The organism is Rhodoplanes elegans, assembly GCF_016653355.1.
Lineage (GTDB): Bacteria > Pseudomonadota > Alphaproteobacteria > Rhizobiales > Xanthobacteraceae > Rhodoplanes > Rhodoplanes elegans.
The window spans coordinates 42091-59848 of sequence record NZ_NHSK01000135.1; the positions used below are offsets into that span (position 1 = coordinate 42091).

The 17758-nt window shown below is 70.2% G+C and carries 14 protein-coding genes; 9 read left to right on the forward strand and 5 right to left on the reverse strand.

What is annotated here, in order from left to right; translation table 11 throughout:
* The first annotated feature begins 155 nt into the window (after positions 1-155).
* Both CCR97_RS17175 and CCR97_RS17180 read left to right on the forward strand, forming a co-directional pair.
* Positions 156-2015 (forward strand): phosphoenolpyruvate carboxykinase (GTP), encoded by a 1860-nt coding sequence (locus CCR97_RS17175; protein WP_201159696.1) that lies wholly within the window; start codon positions 156-158, stop codon positions 2013-2015.
* 475 nt (positions 2016-2490) lie between these two features.
* On the forward strand, positions 2491-3990 hold the full coding sequence (locus CCR97_RS17180; protein ID WP_111360576.1) for a CoA-acylating methylmalonate-semialdehyde dehydrogenase: 1500 nt from the start codon (positions 2491-2493) through the stop codon (positions 3988-3990).
* Between the two features lie 276 nt (positions 3991-4266).
* Here the strand turns inward: CCR97_RS17180 and CCR97_RS17185 are convergent, their stop codons facing one another.
* Both CCR97_RS17185 and pdxH read right to left on the reverse strand, forming a co-directional pair.
* Positions 4267-5016: an SDR family NAD(P)-dependent oxidoreductase gene (locus CCR97_RS17185; RefSeq protein ID WP_111357477.1), complete on the reverse strand. Its 750-nt coding sequence runs from the start codon at positions 5014-5016 to the stop codon at positions 4267-4269.
* Positions 5017-5073: 57 nt separating this feature from the next.
* Entirely contained in the window at positions 5074-5715 is a 642-nt protein-coding gene (gene pdxH, locus CCR97_RS17190; protein ID WP_111357476.1) for a pyridoxamine 5'-phosphate oxidase, read from the reverse strand.
* A 15-nt stretch (positions 5716-5730) separates the two neighbouring features.
* Between pdxH and CCR97_RS17195 the strand changes: the two genes are divergently transcribed.
* The 6 genes from CCR97_RS17195 (at position 5731) to CCR97_RS17220 (ending at position 12219) form a co-directional block, all read left to right on the forward strand.
* A complete protein-coding gene (locus CCR97_RS17195; protein ID WP_244670511.1) occupies positions 5731-6297 on the forward strand; it encodes an RT0821/Lpp0805 family surface protein in 567 nt (188 codons plus the stop codon).
* Between the two features lie 176 nt (positions 6298-6473).
* On the forward strand, positions 6474-7478 hold the full coding sequence (locus tag CCR97_RS17200) for a DnaJ C-terminal domain-containing protein (RefSeq protein ID WP_111357474.1): 1005 nt from the start codon (positions 6474-6476) through the stop codon (positions 7476-7478).
* 349 nt (positions 7479-7827) lie between these two features.
* Positions 7828-8646, forward strand: coding sequence for an enoyl-ACP reductase FabI (fabI, locus tag CCR97_RS17205; RefSeq protein ID WP_111357473.1), 819 nt, complete (start codon positions 7828-7830; stop codon positions 8644-8646).
* A 133-nt stretch (positions 8647-8779) separates the two neighbouring features.
* Positions 8780-9946 (forward strand): chorismate synthase, encoded by a 1167-nt coding sequence (aroC, locus tag CCR97_RS17210; RefSeq protein ID WP_111357472.1) that lies wholly within the window; start codon positions 8780-8782, stop codon positions 9944-9946.
* A complete protein-coding gene (gene ribB / locus CCR97_RS17215; protein ID WP_111357471.1) occupies positions 9943-11067 on the forward strand; it encodes a 3,4-dihydroxy-2-butanone-4-phosphate synthase in 1125 nt (374 codons plus the stop codon). Before aroC ends, ribB begins: the two co-directional genes overlap by 4 nt.
* A gap of 273 nt (positions 11068-11340) precedes the next feature.
* A complete protein-coding gene (locus CCR97_RS17220) occupies positions 11341-12219 on the forward strand; it encodes a DUF1194 domain-containing protein (protein WP_111357470.1) in 879 nt (292 codons plus the stop codon).
* A 149-nt stretch (positions 12220-12368) separates the two neighbouring features.
* On the opposite strand, the gene CCR97_RS17225 is transcribed toward CCR97_RS17220, so the two are convergent.
* From CCR97_RS17225 to dxs, 3 genes are all read right to left on the reverse strand, one after another.
* Entirely contained in the window at positions 12369-13607 is a 1239-nt protein-coding gene (locus CCR97_RS17225; RefSeq protein ID WP_111357469.1) for a class I SAM-dependent RNA methyltransferase, read from the reverse strand.
* Positions 13604-14356 (reverse strand): TlyA family RNA methyltransferase, encoded by a 753-nt coding sequence (locus CCR97_RS17230; protein WP_111357468.1) that lies wholly within the window; start codon positions 14354-14356, stop codon positions 13604-13606. The genes CCR97_RS17225 and CCR97_RS17230 overlap by 4 nt, the downstream gene beginning before the upstream one ends.
* A 197-nt stretch (positions 14357-14553) precedes the next feature.
* Positions 14554-16497 (reverse strand): 1-deoxy-D-xylulose-5-phosphate synthase, encoded by a 1944-nt coding sequence (gene dxs / locus CCR97_RS17235; RefSeq protein ID WP_111357467.1) that lies wholly within the window; start codon positions 16495-16497, stop codon positions 14554-14556.
* A 555-nt stretch (positions 16498-17052) separates the two neighbouring features.
* On the opposite strand from dxs, the gene CCR97_RS17240 reads away from it, so the two are divergent.
* Positions 17053-17758, forward strand: a 706-nt coding sequence (locus CCR97_RS17240) for a DNA polymerase ligase N-terminal domain-containing protein (RefSeq protein ID WP_274611534.1), incomplete at its 3' end; no start/stop codon positions are given.

A 17758-nucleotide genomic window follows, 5' to 3' on the forward strand; every position in this document is an offset into this window, starting at 1 on the left:
CGCCGCCGGGACGCTCCCGCCGGAGTCGGCCGGCCCGTCCGCTACTGCGATGCAATTGCGGGAATTTACCTATGCGATGCGCGCTCGCCCGCATGGCGAGTGCTCCGTGAAACTGCTATAGCCCACCCGATCGACACTGGAGCGGACCGAGGGACATGTTGGCGACGACGAAGATTCCCCCCCATGTGAAAAGCGAGCGCCTGAAGGCCTGGGTGACCGAGATGATCGCCCTGTGCAAGCCGGCGGACGTGCACTGGTGCGACGGGTCTCAGGAAGAGTACGACGATCTCTGCGAGCAGCTCGTCCAGGCCGGCACCTTCAAGCGCCTGAACCCGGCCAAGCGCCCGGGCTCCTACCTCGCCTTCTCCGACCCGAGCGACGTCGCCCGCGTCGAGGACCGCACCTACATCTGCAGCCTCAAGAAGGAGGATGCCGGGCCGACCAACAACTGGGTCGACCCCAAGGAGATGAAGGCGACGATGACGAAGCTGTACGACGGCTGCATGGCCGGTCGCACGCTCTACGTCATCCCGTTCTCGATGGGGCCGATCGGCTCCAACATTTCCTACATCGGCTACGAGATCACCGACTCGGCCTACGTCGTCACCAACATGAAGCTGATGACGCGCATGGGCCGCGCCGTCGACGAGGCGCTCGGCGACTCCGACGTGTTCGTGCCGTGCCTGCACTCGGTCGGCGCGCCGCTCGCGCCCGGCGAGAAGGACGTCTCCTGGCCGTGCAATCCGACCGTGAAGTACATCGTGCACTTCCCGGAGGAGCGGCTGATCTGGTCCTACGGCTCGGGCTACGGCGGCAACGCGCTGCTCGGCAAGAAGTGCCTCGCGCTGCGCATCGCCTCGGTGCTCGGTCGCGACGAGGGCTGGATGGCCGAGCACATGCTCATCCTCGGCGTCACCGACCCGAAGGGCCGCAAGACCTACGTGGCGGCGGCGTTCCCGAGCGCCTGCGGCAAGACCAACTTCGCCATGCTGATCCCGCCCAAGGAGATCGAGGGCTGGAAGGTCTCGACCATCGGCGACGACATCGCCTGGCTGAAGCCCGGTTCGGACGGCAAGCTTTACGCCATCAATCCGGAGGCCGGCTATTTCGGCGTCGCGCCGGGGACGAACTACAAGACCAACCCCAATGCGATGCGGACCATCGAGAAGAACACGATCTTCACCAACGTCGCGCTGACCGACGACGGTGACGTGTGGTGGGAGGGCATGGACGGCGAGCCACCCGCGCACGCGATCGACTGGCAGGGCAAGGACTGGACGCCGGACTGCGGCCGCAAGGCGGCGCATCCGAACAGCCGCTTCACCGTGCACGCCTCGCAGAATCCGGCGATCGATCCGGAGTACGAGAACCCGAAGGGCGTGCCGATCTCGGCGCTGATCTTCGGCGGGCGCCGCTCGACCGTGACGCCGCTCGTCTACCAGTCGCTGTCGTGGGCGTTCGGCGTCTACGCCGCCGCCACCATGGGCTCGGAGATGACGGCCGCCGCCTTCGGCAATATCGGCGAGGTGCGCCGCGACCCGATGGCGATGATCCCGTTCTGCGGCTACCACATGGGGAGCTACTTCAATCACTGGCTCGACATGGGCCGCAAGTTCCCGATCCCGCCGCGCATCTTCAACGTCAACTGGTTCCGCAAGGACAAGGACGGCAAGTTCCTGTGGCCGGGCTACGGCGAGAACATGCGCATCCTGAAGTGGATCGTCGAGCGCGCGAACGGCAGCGCGCGGGCCGTCGAGAGCCCGCTCGGCTACACCCCGACCTACGACGACATCGACTGGCGCGGCAGCGACTTCACCCACGAGCAGTTCGAGGAGGTGATGTCGGTCGACCGGGCCGAGTGGATGAAGGAGATCCTCAGCCACGAGGAGCTGTTCATCAAGCTGTTCGACCGGCTGCCGAAGGAGCTGCTCGCCGTACGCGACCTGATCCTCTCCGGCCTCTACCGCTCGCCGAACCGCTGGCTGCCGCCGGATTACGGCACGATCAACAGCTGATCTTTATCGCGATCACGCGAGACGCGACGGCCGGGCGAAAGCCCGGCCGTTTTGTTGTGAGACGGCTTTGCATGAGAAGTCGTCCCGGGGCGCGGACCGCAGGTCCGCGAGCCCGGGATCCATGACACCGGCGGCCCCGAACTTCGACCCGTCATCCTGAGGTGCTCGCGCAGCGAGCCTCGAAGGATGCGGCCCGGACCGCCCTTCGAGGCCCGGCTTCGCCGGGCACCTCAGGGTGACGGGGAGAGTCGATCGTCAGAGCCTTTGGTGTAAGTCTCGGCGTTGGCGGCTCTCGACAGATCGAAGATATGGGTTCCGGGCTCGCTGCTTCGCAGCGCCCCGGAACGACCGAGAACCGGCGCCAGCCGCGCCGCCGCACCTTCCGCACCAATGGCACGATTGGTCGCTTGCCGGGTCTTTCACCCGGCCTCTCGCTCGGGCTAGGATCGCCGCCCATCCTGCGAGAGTCTTTCCGATGCCTGTCGATATCCCCCATTTCGTCGCCGGCGCGCGCGTGCCCGGCCGCAGCGGCCGCACGGCCCCGGTGTTCAATCCCGCCACCGGCGAGGTCACCGGCACGGTGCCGCTCGCCTCGCGCGACGAGGTGAACGCCGCCGTCGCCGCCGCGCACCGCGCCTTTCCGGCCTGGGCCGCGACCCCGCCGCTGCGCCGCGCCCGCATCCTCTACCGCTTCCTGCGGCTCCTGGAGGAGCGCACCGACGACCTCGCCGCCGTCATCACGGCCGAGCACGGCAAGGTGCTCTCGGACGCCAAGGGCGAGGTGCAGCGCGGCCTCGAGGTGGTCGAGTTCGCCACCGCGGCGCCGCAGCTCCTGAAGGGCGAGGTGACCGAGAACGTCGGCACCAGCGTCGACAGCCATTCGATCCGCCAGCCGCTCGGGGTCGTCGCCGGCATCACGCCGTTCAACTTCCCGGCCATGGTGCCGCTGTGGATGCTGCCGGTGGCGCTCGCCTGCGGCAACTGCTTCGTGCTGAAGCCGTCCGAGCGCGACCCGTCGGCGTCGCTGCTGCTCGCCGACTGGCTGAAGGAGGCCGGGCTGCCGGACGGCGTGTTCTCGGTGGTGCACGGCGACAAGGAGGCGGTCGACGCGCTCCTGGAGAATCCCGACATCGCGGCCGTGTCGTTCGTCGGCTCGACGCCGATCGCCAAGTACATCTACGAGACCGCGACCCGCACGGGCAAGCGCGCGCAGGCGCTCGGCGGTGCCAAGAACCACATGGTGGTGATGCCCGACGCCGATCTCGACCAGGCCGTCGACGCCCTGATGGGCGCCGCCTACGGCTCGGCCGGCGAGCGCTGCATGGCCGTGTCGGTCGCCGTGCCGGTCGGCGAGAAGACGGCCGATGCGCTGATCGCGCGCCTCGCGCCGCGCGTGCGGGCGCTGAAGATCGGACCCGGAACCGATCCCGAGGCCGAGATGGGGCCGCTCGTCACCAGGCAGCATCTCGACAAGGTGCGCGGCTATGTCGACATCGGCGTGCAGGAAGGCGCCGAGCTGGTCGTCGACGGGCGCGGCCTCAGGCTGCAGGGCCACGAGAACGGCTTCTTCATCGGCGGCTCGCTGTTCGACCGCGTCACGCCGGCGATGCGCATCTACAAGGAGGAGATCTTCGGCCCCGTGCTCGCGGTCGTGCGGTCGCAAAACTTCGAGGATGCGGTCGGCCTGATCAACGCGCACGAGTTCGGCAACGGCACCGCGATCTTCACCCGCGACGGCGACGCCGCGCGCGAGTTCGCGACGCGAATCCAGGTCGGCATGGTCGGCATCAACGTGCCGATCCCGGTGCCGATGGCGTTCCACTCCTTCGGCGGCTGGAAGGCGTCGCTGTTCGGCGACCACCACATGCACGGCCCGGAGGGTGTGCGCTTCTACACCCGCCTGAAGACCATCACGACCCGCTGGCCGACCGGCATCCGCTCCGGCGCCGAGTTCGTGATGCCGACGATGAAATGAGACGGCGCGACGGAGCGGCTCGGCGAGCTGTTCCGCCGTCGTCCTGAGAAGCCCGGTGCGAAGCCTCGTGCCCCGGACAAGGCGCGTCAGGCCGCAGGTCCGACGCGCCGCAGAGCCGGGGCCCAGGAGCCGCACGACGGGGCCCACGACGGGCCGGCCGCTCGGCGACCGCCTCACGTGGCGCCCCTGGGTCCCGGTTCGCGGCGCGTCGCGCCGCGCCCGGGACACGCGACCTCGGCCGGGGCCGCGCCGCGTTACGGCGCGCGTCTCGTTTGGCTACACGTGCTGGCCGCCGTTGATGTGGATCTCGGCGCCGTTCACGTAGGACGAGGTCTCGGTGCACAAGACGTAGATGATCTTGGCGACCTCGTCGGTGGTGCCGAGCCGCTGCATCGGAATTTGCGCGACGATCTTGTCGGTGCCCGGCGAGAGGATCGAGGTGTCGATCTCGCCCGGCGCGATGGCGTTGACCCGGATGCCGACGCGGCCGAAATCGGCCGCCATCTCGCGGGTCAGCGCGGCGAGCGCCGCCTTTGAGGTCGAGTAGGCGGAGCCGGCGAACGGGTGCACGCGCGAGCCGGCGATCGAGGTGACGTTGACGACCGAGCCCTTGGCCGCCTTCAGCTCGTCGATCAGGCCGCGCGCCAGCATCACCGGCGCGAAGAAGTTCACCTGGAACACCGACTGCCAGGTGTCGAGCGTCGTGTTGATGGTGCTCAGCCGGCCGCCCTCCTCGTCCTTGGGCGAGATCCCGGCGTTGTTGACCAGCGCGTGCAGCTCGCCGTCGAGCCGCTCTTTCACCTCGGCGATCGCCTCGCGGGTGGAGGCCGGGTCGGCGAGGTCGACCTGGATGTGGTCCTCCGGACCGCTCGCCCACGGGCAGTTCTCCGGGAAGGCGTGGCGCGAGCAGGTGATGACCCGCCAGCCGGCGGCCGAGAAGCGCTTGACGGTCGCATGCCCGATGCCGCGGCTCGCGCCGGTGAGCAGAAGCGTGCGGCGCGGCTGGTTGCTGATCGGCGTGGTCATGGGCGGCCCCTCGGTCGACTGGTCAATGGCAAGGTGGTGAAAAGATCGGAGACGAGATCAGGGGTAGAGGCGAAACTTGGTCCACGGGGCGCTCGGGCGTTCGCGCTTGAACACGACGCGGTCGTGCAGGCGGAACGGCCGGTCCTGCCAGAACTCGATCGACAGCGGCGCGATCCGGTAGCCGACCCAGGTCGGCGGCCGCGGCACGCTGCCGATCGCGTACTTGGCCGTGTAATAGGCGACCGACTTCTCGAACGCCAGCCGGCTCTCCAGCGGGCTCGACTGCTTGCTGGCCCAGGCGCCGATCTTCGACTGGCGTGGCCGGCTGTCGAAATAGGCGTCGGCCTCGGCGTCCGGCACTTGCGAGACCGGCCCGCGCAGCCGCACCTGGCGCTGCAGCGACTTCCAGTGGAAGACCGCGGCGGCCGACGGGTTGGCGGCGATCTCCTGGCCCTTCTGGCTGGTCTGGTGCGTGTAGAACACGAAGCCGCGCTCGTCGACGCCCTTGAGCAGCACCATCCGGACGTTCGGCATGCCGCCCGCGTCTGCCGTGGCGATCGCCATGGCGTTCGGGTCGGCCGGCTCGCTCTTGCGCGCCTCCTCGAACCAGGCGTCGAACAACACGAAAGGCGCGTCGGATTCGGTGAAATCACCAGACGTTAACCGGCTCGGTTGTTCAATCGGGGTTGTATCTGACATGGTTCGGAGCACCTCTTGGCAATCGATCAGCCGGCTCTCGCGGTCGGGTCCGGGCCTTATAGGCCCGGCGGCCGCGGTCGCCTACGCCGCCGTGGTGGTGGCCGCCACCGGCGTGGCGTATGGGCCGTCGGGGTCGCCGTCGTGCTGCTGACCGGGCTGCTCGGCGGCGGCTGCGCCTATCAATTGGGGTCGCTCGGCGGGAAAGACGAGGACTCCTCGCTCGCTGCCACCGGCGCCCTCGGGGCCCGGGCCGCGACCGGAGGCCATGTCGGATCCACGGTGGCGCCGGCCGAGGCGGCGCTGCCCGGCGAGGCCGACCTCGCGCTCGCCCGCACGGCGATCGCCGAGGCGCTCGGCAAGAGCGGCACCACCACGAGCTCGTCCTGGGAGAATCCGACGACCGGCGCGCGCGGCACCGTCACGCCGATCACCTCGGCCTACAAGGAGGACGGGCGGACCTGCCGCGACTTCCTGGCGAGCCATGTCCGCGACGGCGCCGAGACCTGGCTGGAGGGCGGCGCCTGTCGGTCCGGCCCCGGGCGCTGGGAGGTCAAGCGGCTGAAGCCTTGGAAGCGAGCCTGAGCCGGGCGGCGCCCGCCCCGGCCCCGCGCCGTTATCCATCCCGTCGATCGGCGCCGGAATCTTCGCGCCGAACCGCCGTGGAGGCGTCCGCCTCGCGTTGCGAAAACGGACGATTCCCCCCACATTTACCCGCGAACGGGTGAATCGCCCGACCTGCGTTTCGGAGTTTTCAGAGCATGCGCAACCCCTACGAGGTCCTCGGGGTGCCGCGGACCGCGGACGCGGCCGCGATCAAGAGCGCGTTCCGCAAGCTCGCCAAGAAGCTGCACCCCGACGCCAACCAGGACGATCCGAAAAGCGCCAAGCGCTTCGCCGAGATCAACCAGGCCTACGAGATCATCGGCGACGAGAAGAAGCGCAAGGCGTTCGACCGCGGCGAGATCGACGCCGAGGGCAAGCCCCGCTTCCACGGGTTCGAGGGCTTCGGGGCGCATCCCGGCGCCGGCGCGGCCGGCAGCCCGGGCGGTGCCCATTTCGAGAACTTCTCGTTCGGGCCGGAGGGCTTCCGCCGGGCCGGCGGGGGCACCGGGGCGCGCGGCTTCGGCGGCGGCTTCGAGGACATCCTCAAGGACGTGTTCGGCGCCGCCGCGGCCGGCCAGGGCGGCCGCCGCACCGGCTTCGGCGGGATGCCGTTCGAGGCCGAGGACATGCACCAGCCGGCCGGCCGCGACGTCGAGGCCGCCGTCACCATCACGCTCGCCGAGGCTGCCAAGGGCGGCACGCGGCGCGTCCACCTGCCGACCGGCAAGGAGGTCGAGGTCAAGATCCCGGCCGGCCTCGCCGACGGCCAGCAGATCCGGCTGAAGGGGCAGGGGCTTCCCGGTCCTGGCGCGGTCGGCGACGCGCTCGTCACCGTGACCATCGCGCCGCATCCGCTGTTCGAGCGGGACGGCGCCAATCTGCGCCTCGACCTGCCGGTGACGCTCTACGAGGCGGTGCTGGGCGGCAAGGTGCGGGTGCCCACGCTCGACGGTGCCGTCGAGCTGAACATCCCGCCCGGCACGTCGAGCGGCCGCACCTTCCGGCTCAAGGGCAAGGGCCTGCCCGCCAAGGGCGCCACCGGCGATCTCCTGGTCGGCGTCCGCATCGTGCTCCCCAAGGAGCACGACATCGAGCTCGACGAGCTGATGCGCCACTGGCGCGACGCCAAGCCCTACGACCCCCGCCGCGACATGGAGTGAGCGGGGGCAAAGGGTGTCCGGACGACGGCGCGTTGGTGCGGCGCGCCTTTATCCAGGATGCTTTTTGGAGATCCCCGATCGCGGCCTGTGGATGTCCGGATCGCGCCGGTGCCGTCGCGGACCGACGCGCTCGGCCCGGTGAAAACGTTTCCACCGTAGAGAGTTAGACCTGGTTTCGCGGAGCGTGACGGGGGCGGTCCGCGCGCCACGGCCGCGTGGCGGGAGGCCGAGCCGGCCTCCCCGATCCGACCAATGGCGGGCCGCGTGGCGATCCCCCCGCCTTGCCGCGCCCCGGCCCGGCGTGCCATAGGTGCGGCCGCGCCGTGACACGGCGGTTCAGAGGATCATCATGCCGGATACTGCAGGGCTCCTGCGCGGCAAGCGCGGGCTCATTTTTGGCGTTGCCAACAATCGTTCGATCGCGTGGGGGATCGCCAAGGCGGCCCGGGCCCAGGGGGCGGAGCTCGGCTTCACCTACCAGGGCGACGTGCTCAAGAAGCGGGTGGAGCCGCTCGCCGCCGAGCTCGGCGCGCGCCTGCTCGGCCATTGCGACGTCACCGAGCCGGCGACCATCGACGCCGTCTTCGCCGCCGCCGCCGAGGCGTGGGGCACCATCGACTTCGTCGTCCACGCCGTCGCCTTCTCGGACAAGGACGAGCTCGACGGCCGCTATGTCGACACCTCGGTCGACAACTTCACCAAGACGATGCTGATCAGCTGCTACTCGTTCACGGCGATCGCCCAGCGGGCCGAGAAGCTGATGCCGAACGGCGGCGCGCTGCTCACCCTCACTTATTACGGCGCCGAGAAGTGGATGCCGCACTACAACGTCATGGGCGTCGCCAAGGCGGGCCTCGAGGCGTCCGTGCGCTACCTCGCCGCCGACCTCGGCGCCAAGGCGATCCGGGTCAACGCCGTCTCGGCCGGCCCGATCAAGACGCTGGCGGCCGCCGGGATCGGCGATTTCCGCTACATCCTGCGGTGGAACGAGTACAACTCGCCGCTCAAGCGCACCGTCACGATCGACGAGGTGGGCGACACCTCCGTCTATCTCCTGTCCGACATGTCGCGCGGCGTCACCGGCGAGATCCACCATGTCGACGCCGGCTACCACGTCGTCGGCATGAAGCGGCCGGACGCCCCGGACATCTCGGTCGTCAAGGAGTAGCGGAGCCGCCGCGCCTCGCGGCCGAGCGGCGGCGCCGTCCGCGGCCTCGCCCCGTCCGCGTCGCGCGGGGCGATTTGACCCCGGCGGGTCCGGCGCGCTACCAGACCGGCAGCGCAGGACCCCCGTTAGAAAAATGTCGTTCAACTCCTTCGGCCATCTGTTCCGGGTCACCACCTTCGGCGAGAGCCACGGGGTGGCGCTCGGCTGCGTGGTCGACGGCTGCCCGCCGCGGATCCCGATCGAGGCGGCCGAGATCCAGGCGTTCCTCGATCGCCGCCGGCCCGGTCAGTCGCGCTTCACCACGCAGCGGCGCGAGCCCGACGCGGTGAAGATCCTGTCCGGCGTGTTCACGGACCCGGAGACCGGTGCCCAGGTGACCACCGGCACGCCGATCGCGCTGCTGATCGAGAACACCGACCAGCGCAGCAAGGACTACGGGGCGATCAAGGACGCCTACCGGCCCGGTCACGCCGACTACACCTACGACGTGAAATACGGGATTCGCGATTATCGCGGCGGCGGCCGTTCGTCGGCCCGCGAGACGGCGGCGCGGGTCGCCGCCGGCGCGATCGCACGAAAGGTCGTGCCGGGACTCTCGGTGCGGGCTGCGCTGGTGCAGGTCGGCCGCCACACCATCGACCGCGCGCGCTGGGACTGGGACGAGGTCGACAAGAACCCGTTCTTCTGCCCGGACGCCGAGGCGGCGCGCGTCTTCGCCGACTTCCTCGACGACGTGCGCAAGGCCGGCTCCTCGGTCGGCGCGGTGGTGGAAGTGATCGCCGAGGGCGTGACGCCGGGTCTCGGTGCGCCGGTCTACGGCAAGCTCGACGCGGATCTGGCCGCCGCGCTGATGGGCATCAACGCCGTGAAGGGCGTCGAGATCGGCGCCGGCTTCGCGTCCGCCGCCCTCACCGGCGAGGAGAACGCCGACGAGATGCGCCTCGGCAACGACGGCGCGCCGCGCTTCCTCACCAATCACGCCGGCGGCGTGCTCGGCGGCATCTCGACGGGCCAGCCGCTGGTCTGCCGCTTCGCCGTCAAGCCGACCTCCTCGATCCTCACGCCGCGGGCGACCGTGAACCGCTTCGGCGAGGAGACCGAGATCCTCACCAAGGGCCGCCACGACCCCTGCGTCGGCATCCGGGCCGTGCCGGTCGCCGAGGCGATGGTTGCGTGCGTGGTGGCCGATCATTATCTGCGCCAGCGCGGGCAGGTCGGCACGCCGCCGGACTGGCCGTTCGCGCGCCCTGCCGGGGCTCCCGAAGAGATCCCCGCCGCTCATACGAAAGTCCGCGAATGACCAACGAGAACAGCAGGCGCGTGGAGGCGGCCGTCGCCGCCTTCGCGCGGGGCGAGCTGGTGATCGTCACCGACGACAACGACCGCGAGGACGAGGGCGATCTGTTCGTCGCCGCCTCGATGTGCACGCCCGAGAAGATGGCCTTCGTGATCCGCCACACCTCGGGCATCGTCTGCGCGCCGCTCTCCGCCGAGGAGGCGCGGCGGCTGCGGCTCGATCCGATGGTGGCGTCGAACGACGCGCCGCTCGGCACCGCGTTCACGGTTTCGGTCGACGTGAAGCGCGGCTTCGTCACCGGCATCTCGGCCGAGGAGCGCACCAACACGGTGCGGGCGCTCGCCAACCACAACACCGTCGCGTCCGACTTCGTGCGGCCCGGCCACGTGTTTCCGCTGGTCGCCCGCGAGGGCGGCGTGCTCATGCGCTCCGGCCACACCGAGGCCTGCGTCGACATGTGCCGGCTCGCCGGCCTGCCGCCGGTCGGCGTGCTGGCCGAGCTGATGAACGACGACGGCACCGTCATGCGCGGCCCCGAGGTCGCGGCCTTCGCGCAGAAGCACGGGCTGGTGTCGATCTCTGTCGCCGATCTGATCGCCTACCGGCAGGTGCGCGACAAGCTGGTCGAGCGCATCTCGACCTTCACGGTGCAGACCGAGATCGGCCCGCTCAAGGGCCATGCCTATGTCACGCCGTTCGAGGCCGTGCACCACATGGCGCTCGTCGTCGGCGACATCGGCGACGGCAGGAACGTGCCGACCCGGCTGCATCGCCACAACCTGCTGCGCGACACTTTTGGAGGCGCCCCGACCGTCCACGCGGCGCTGCGGCGCTTCAAGCAGGAGGGGCGGGGCGTGCTCGTCTTCCTGCGTGACGGCACGGTCGGTGTGCCGGCCGCCGACCTGCCCAAGAACGGGAATGGTCACGGGACCGCGACCGGCGAGGCGCCGACCGACTCCGAGGCGGCCCGCACGCTGCAGTGGCGCGAGATCGGCGTCGGCGCGCAGATCCTGAAGGATCTCGGCGTCACCTCGATCCGGCTGCTCACCTCGGCCGAGCACAAGTATGTCGGCCTCGCCGGCTTCGGCATCGAGATCACCGGCACCGAGCCGATCGGGGCGTAAGCCACGCGCCTCGTGTCCCGGGCGCGGCGCGTTCGCGCCGCGAACCGGGACCCAGGGGCGATCAGGCGGAGCGCTGGCCGAGCGGCCCGGCGTCGTCGCCCTGGGCCCCGGCTCGGCGGCGCATTAGGCCTTCGGCCTGCTGCGCCTTGTCCGGGGCACGCGGAGCCCGGGACAGGCGCCATCAATTGACATTATCTCCGATAAATCGATCGTGAACGCCGGTTCAGCGCCGTCCGTGAGAGCATTGCGATTCTCGGCACGGCGGAGACTTGCATGCAGACGGGATTCTCGGCGGTTGCGGCAGCGGTGCTGGCGGGGCTCGCGGCCCTGATCGTTGCGGGTGCCGGGCCGGGTCTCGTCGCCGCGCCGGCCGTGCGGCTCGCCGATCTGCCGAAGTCGCAGGCCGATTCCACCGTCGACGTCGAGCTGGTGCTGGCCGTCGACATCTCCTACTCGATGGACCCCGAGGAGCAGGCGCTGCAGCGCGAGGGCTATGTCGCGGCGCTGACCTCGCCGGAGTTCCTCGCCGCCCTCAAGCAGGGCATGCACGGCAAGATCGCCGTCACCTATGTCGAATGGGCGGGCTCGGCCGACCAGCGGGTGCTGGTGCCGTGGCGCGTGGTCGACGGCCGAGGCAGCGCCGAGGCGTTCGCGGCGTCGATCGCCGAGGCGCCGTACCGCCGCGCCTACCGCACCTCGATCGCCGGGGCGCTGCTGTTTTCCGCCGATCTGTTCAAGGACAGTGGCCAGCGCGGCATCCGCCGCGTCATCGACGTCTCCGGCGACGGCGCCAACAACCAGGGCGCCCAGGTCGATCACGTGCGCGACGAGGTGGTCGCCAAGGGCATCACCATCAACGGGCTGCCGTTGGTGCTCAAGCGCCCGAACGCCGCCACCATGGATCTCGAGGCGCTCGACATCTACTACGAGGATTGCGTGATCGGCGGCCCGTCGGCCTTTATGATCCCGATCCGCGACCGCACCCAGTTCAAGGAGGCGACCCGCACCAAGCTGGTGCTGGAGATCGCCGGCCGCACGCCGCAGGCGCGCGTGATCCCGGCCGCCGACACGGAGCCCAAGGCGGCCCCCCGCGTCTCCTGCACGATCGGCGAGCGCATGTGGCAGCAGCGCTGGGGACGGGATTTCAATTAGCGATGGTCGCTCCGGCTCTCTGAGCCGTCATGCCCGGCCTCGTGCCGGGCATCCACGTCTTTCTTTTCAGCGCGTGGGTCGAAGAACGTGGATGGCCGGGACGAGCCCGGCCATGACGAAGGCGGTGCCTCGTCACTTCACAGCGCGAGCTACCGCACGAACTTCGCGACGATCTCGACGTGATAAGAATACCTGAACTGATCGACCGGCGTGACGTCGGTCAGCCGGTAGCCGCCGGCGATCAGGATCGCGGCGTCGCGGGCGAAGGTCGCGCTGTTGCACGACACCGCGACGACCACGGGCACGCGGCTCGCCGCGAGCGCGCGGACCTGCGCCTCGGCGCCCTGGCGCGGCGGATCGAGCACCACGGCGTCGATCTTCTGCAGCTCCTGCGCGACGAGCGGCCGGCGGAACAGATCGCGCGCCTCGGCCGTCACGGGCTTGAGGCCCGACGTGTTCTGGGCGGCGCGCGACAGGGCCGCGACCGACGGCGCGTCGATCTCGACGGCCCGCACCTTCGCACGCTCGGCGAGCCGCAGCGCGAACGGTCCCAGGCCTGCGAACAGGTCGACGACGCTCTTGGCGCCCCCGACATGCGCCTCGACCAGCCGGGCGAGCGTCGCTTCGCCTTCGGCCGTCGCCTGCAGGAACGGCCCCGGCGGAAGCGCCACCACGGCGCGGCCGATTCGGATGGTCGGCGTCACCCGTTGTGCCACCATCTCGCCGTGCCGCGTGAGCCGAGCGAGCCGGTGCCGGTCGGCGACCGCGGCAAGCGCGCCGGTGCGGCCGGCGTTCAGCGGGCCGGAGCCGCGCACGTCGACGTCGAGGCCGTCCTCGGTCGCCGTCACCTGGATGTCGAGCGGCTTCTTCAGCGGCCCCAGCGCCTCGGCGATCGCCCAGGCGACCTCGACGAAGCCCTTCAGGCCGGGCGCCGTCACCGGGCAGCGATCGATCGGCACGATCTCGTGGGCGCGCTGCGCCGCGAAGCCGACCTGGAGAATGTCGCGGGTGCCGCGCCGCGCGTGCAGGGTGACGCGGCGGCGGCCGTCGCCATGCGCGTCGACGAGCTCGCCGACCGGCGCCTCGATTCCGGCGGTGCGCAGCGCCTCGACCAGCAGCTCGCGCTTCCAGGTCCGGTAGAGCGCCGGGGCGAGGTGTTGGGTGGCGCAGCCGCCGCACACGCCGAAATGCGGGCAGATCGGTGCGACGCGGTCGGGGCTCGCGACCTCGACCCGCACCAGCCGGCGGCGGTCCGGATGGCCCGGGACCGGCTCGGCCGCGACCGTCTCGCCGGGCAGCGCATAGGGCACGTAGACCGGGAACGCGGGTTCGTCGACGACGCCGTCGCCGCGTCGGCCGAGCGACGTGATGGTGAGATGCTCGGTCACGTCGGATCTCCGGGCGGCGCGCCGCGGCGGGCGACGAGCAGGAACTCGCGATTGCCGTCGCCGCCGGCGATCGGGGAGGGGAGCATGGCACGGACCTCGCAATCGAGCGAACGCACCAGCGCCGTCGCGCTCTCGCAGACCGCGTCATGAACGGCGGGATCGCGGACGATGCCCTTCTTCAGGTGCTCGCGGCCTGCCTCGAACTGCGGCTTGATCAGAGCGACGAGATCGCAGCCGGGCGCGGCGAGGGCGAGCGCGGCCGGCAGCACCAGGGCGAGGGGAATGAAGCTGACGTCGATCACGACGAGGCTCGGCGCCGCGTCGAACGCTTCGGGCGTCAATGCCCGGATATCGGTCGCCTCGCGGGAGACGACCCGCGGATCGGCACGCAGCTTCGGGTGGAGCTGATCACGGCCGACATCGACCGCATGAACCCGCGCGGCGCCGCGGGTGAGGAGTAGCTCGGTGAAGCCGCCCGTCGAGGCGCCGACGTCGAGGCAGACGCGGCCGGTCGGGTCGATCGCGCCGGCATCCAGCGCCGCCGCGAGCTTCAGGGCGCCGCGCGACACGTAAGGATGCGCCGGCGCGGCTACGATCACGGCATCGGTGGCGAGCATGTCGGAGGGCTTGCCGACCGGCACGCCGTCGGCCGTGACGAGGCCGGCCGCGATGGCGGCCTGGGCCTTGGCGCGGCTCTCGAACAGGCCGCGATCGACCAGCAGCCGATCGGCGCGCAGGCGAGGGGACATGGTCGGTGTCTCGAACGCAGTCGGACAGCAGGTCGTGGACCGACAGGCTCGTCATGCGCGGGCTCGACCCGCGAATCCATCGAGGCGACGACGCTTCTTGTTTCGGATGGACGGCCGGGTCAAGCCCGGCCGTGACGGGCGAAAACGAAAACGGCCGGGCATAGGCCCGGCCATCTTCTGACGACCGTCCGCCCCGCTCAGGCGAGCTTGGCGATCTCCTTGGCGGCGTCCTTGCCGAGCGCCTCGAACACCTTGGTGACGATGCCCTTCCGGTCGAGGCCGGCGACGCCGTACATGGCCGGCTGGGTGTCGTGGTCGATGTAGCTGTCCGGCAGCACCATCGACCGCACCTTGAGGCCGCGATCCAGGAGGCCGTGCTCGGCGAGCGCGTGCAGGCAGAAGCTGCCGAAGCCGCCGATCGAACCTTCCTCGATGGTGATCAGCACCTCGTGCTCGCGGGCGAGCCGGGCGAGCAGCTCGACGTCGAGCGGCTTGGCGAAGCGCGCGTCGGCGACCGTGGTGGACAGCCCGAGCGCGGCGAGCTCGTCGGCCGCCTGCAGGCATTCCCCGAGCCGCGTGCCGTAGGAGAACAGCGCCACCTTGTGGCCCTCGCGCACGATCCGGCCCTTGCCGATCGGCAGCGGCGCGCCCTCGAGCGGCATCTCGACGCCGTTGCCCTCGCCGCGCGGATAGCGCAGCGCGGACGGGAACTCCTCGCAGGCGACCTGGGTCGCCACCATGTTGACCAGCTCGGCCTCGTCGGCGGCCGCCATCAGCACCATGTTGGGGATGCAGCCGAGATAGGCGATGTCGAACGAGCCCGCATGGGTCGGCCCGTCGGCGCCGACCAGGCCGGCGCGGTCCATCGCGAAGCGCACCGGCAGCTTCTGCAGGGCGACGTCGTGCACGACCTGATCATAGGCGCGCTGCAGGAAGGTCGAGTAGATGGCGACGAACGGCTTGTAGCCCTCGGTGGCGAGGCCGGCCGCGAACGTCACGGCGTGCTGCTCGGCGATGCCGACGTCGAAGCAGCGCTCCGGGAAGAGCTTGCCGAACAGATCGAGCCCGGTGCCGGACGGCATCGCGGCCGTGATGGCGACGACCTTGGAGTCCTTGCGGGCCTCCTGCACCAGCGCCTCGGCGAACACCTTGGTGTAGGACGGGGCCTTGGCGTTGGACTTCACCTGGGTGCCCGTCGCGACGTCGAACTTGACGACGCCGTGATACTTGTCGGCGGAGGTCTCGGCCGGCGGGTAGCCCTTGCCCTTCTGGGTGACGCAGTGGACCAGGATCGGTCCCTTGCGCTTGGCGTCGCGGACGTTCTTCAGCACGGGCAGCAGGTGGTCGAGATTGTGCCCGTCGATCGGGCCGACATAGTAGAAGCCGAGCTCCTCGAACAGCGTGCCGCCGTGGGTGATCATGTTGCGGGCGAACTCTTCGGCCCGCACCGCCTGCTCGTGCAGGCGCCGCGGCAGGTGCTGGGCGAGCTGCTTGCCGATCTCGCGCAGCGACAGGTACGGCTTGCCCGACATCAGTCGCGCCAGATAGGCCGACAGCGCGCCGACCGGCGGGGCGATCGACATGTCGTTGTCGTTCAGCACCACGATCAGGTTGGAGTCCATGCCGCCGGCGTTGTTGAGCGCCTCGTAGGCCATGCCGGCCGACATCGAGCCGTCGCCGATCACCGCGACGACGTGATTGTGCTTCGCCTTGTCGAGGTCGCGCGCGACCGCCATGCCGAGGCCGGCCGAGATCGAGGTCGAGGAGTGGGCGGCGCCGAACGGGTCGTAGGGGCTCTCGGTCCGCTTGGTGAAGCCGGAGAGGCCGCCACCCTGGCGCAGCGTGCGGATGCGGTCGCGGCGGCCGGTCAGGATCTTGTGCGGGTAGGCCTGGTGGCCGACGTCCCAGATCAGCCGGTCGGCCGGGGTGTCGAACACGTAGTGCAGCGCAACCGTCAGCTCGACGACGCCGAGGCTGGAGCCGAGATGGCCGCCGGTCTGCGAGACGGCCGCGATCGTCTCGGCGCGAAGCTCGTCCGCCAGTTGGCGAAGCTCGGTCGTCTCGAGGCGGCGCAGATCCTCGGGAAGGACGACGCGGTCGAGCAGCGGCGTTTGCGACGGCTGGTGCGACGGCTGGGGCAAGACACTACCTCCCTCGAGGGATCAACAAACACGTCCAGTCAAGGACTTATCGTACACGAGCCAGTCCGACAACTCGGCCGGGCAGGGGGCGCGTTCGCAATTGCGTCATCGCCCCGACCGGAACCGCTCGTCGGCATTCAGCGTTCTCACTCAACCACTTGGCAAACAGATCGACCTCGCTCGAGCAATCCGGACCGACATGTCGGCACGTGCAAACCGCAAAACCTACCCCGAACTGCCGGCGCTGTCATGGGGGCGTCCCCACGTCGTCCCGGCCGTCCAGCGGATACGTCTCAATACACTTAGTAAAACAACCCGGCACCGGGTTCGCAACATTATGGTGGATTTCGTGGCCGACGCCCCCGCCCCGGGCGCCGAATCCGTGTTCATGTACCGTTCGGGCGGCCGGAGTGCTGCGCCTCATCTCGCCGCTGCCTGCCATGGCGTTCCGGCCGGTCGCCTTCCCCTCGACGCGACCGTGGCGGGTGCTGGCGGCCCGGCGCAGGTCCGGCGCGGCGCGCCGAGGGTGAGGCCCCATGGCGGTCGGAGCCGGTGATGCCACTCGACCTCTATCGGCAGAAGCGGAAATTCGACGTCACCCCGGAGCCGCGCGGCCGCAAGGCGCGGACCAAGGGGGCGAGCTTCGTCGTGCAGAAGCACGCGGCGCGGCGGCTGCACTACGATTTCCGCCTCGAGCTCGACGGCGTCCTCAAGAGCTGGGCCGTCACCCGCGGTCCGAGCCTCGTGCCGGGCGAAAAACGCCTCGCCGTCGAGGTCGAGGACCATCCGCTCGACTACGGCGGCTTCGAGGGCACGATCCCGAAGGGCCAGTACGGCGGCGGCACCGTGATGCTGTGGGACCGCGGCCGCTGGATCCCGGACGGCGATCCGCATGCCGGCCTGAAGAAGGGTCACCTGCAGTTCACGCTCGACGGCGAGAAGCTCAAAGGCCACTGGCATCTCGTGCGCATGCACAAGCGCGCGGGCGAAAAGCACGACAACTGGCTCTTGATCAAGAGCGAGGACGAGGCGGCCCGCACTGCCTCCGACCCGGACCTCCTGGAGGAGGCGACGCTCTCGGTCGAGACCGGCCGCTCGATCGACGAGATCGCCGCCGGCAAGGCGCCCAAGCGCAAGTCCACCGTGAAGGCGGCCGCGGTGTGGAATTCGTCGCGGACGGAGACACCCGACAAGACAAGAAAGAGCCCCCCACCCCCGACCCCTCCCCGCCACGCGCTTCGCGCGCGGGGGGAGGGGAGTC

What these genes read in the sequence shown, in the direction of transcription:
- CCR97_RS17185 (WP_111357477.1), bottom strand. Translation starts at nt 5,016, where the DNA reads ATGACCACGCCGATCAGCAACCAGCCGCGCCGCACGCTTCTGCTCACC.
- CCR97_RS17175 (WP_201159696.1), top strand. Translation starts at nt 156, where the DNA reads ATGTTGGCGACGACGAAGATTCCCCCCCATGTGAAAAGCGAGCGCCTG.
- fabI (WP_111357473.1), top strand. Translation starts at nt 7,828, where the DNA reads ATGCCGGATACTGCAGGGCTCCTGCGCGGCAAGCGCGGGCTCATTTTT.
- pdxH (WP_111357476.1), bottom strand. Translation starts at nt 5,715, where the DNA reads ATGTCAGATACAACCCCGATTGAACAACCGAGCCGGTTAACGTCTGGT.
- CCR97_RS17230 (WP_111357468.1), bottom strand. Translation starts at nt 14,356, where the DNA reads ATGTCCCCTCGCCTGCGCGCCGATCGGCTGCTGGTCGATCGCGGCCTG.
- CCR97_RS17180 (WP_111360576.1), top strand. Translation starts at nt 2,491, where the DNA reads ATGCCTGTCGATATCCCCCATTTCGTCGCCGGCGCGCGCGTGCCCGGC.
- CCR97_RS17220 (WP_111357470.1), top strand. Translation starts at nt 11,341, where the DNA reads ATGCAGACGGGATTCTCGGCGGTTGCGGCAGCGGTGCTGGCGGGGCTC.
- ribB (WP_111357471.1), top strand. Translation starts at nt 9,943, where the DNA reads ATGACCAACGAGAACAGCAGGCGCGTGGAGGCGGCCGTCGCCGCCTTC.
- CCR97_RS17200 (WP_111357474.1), top strand. Translation starts at nt 6,474, where the DNA reads ATGCGCAACCCCTACGAGGTCCTCGGGGTGCCGCGGACCGCGGACGCG.
- aroC (WP_111357472.1), top strand. Translation starts at nt 8,780, where the DNA reads ATGTCGTTCAACTCCTTCGGCCATCTGTTCCGGGTCACCACCTTCGGC.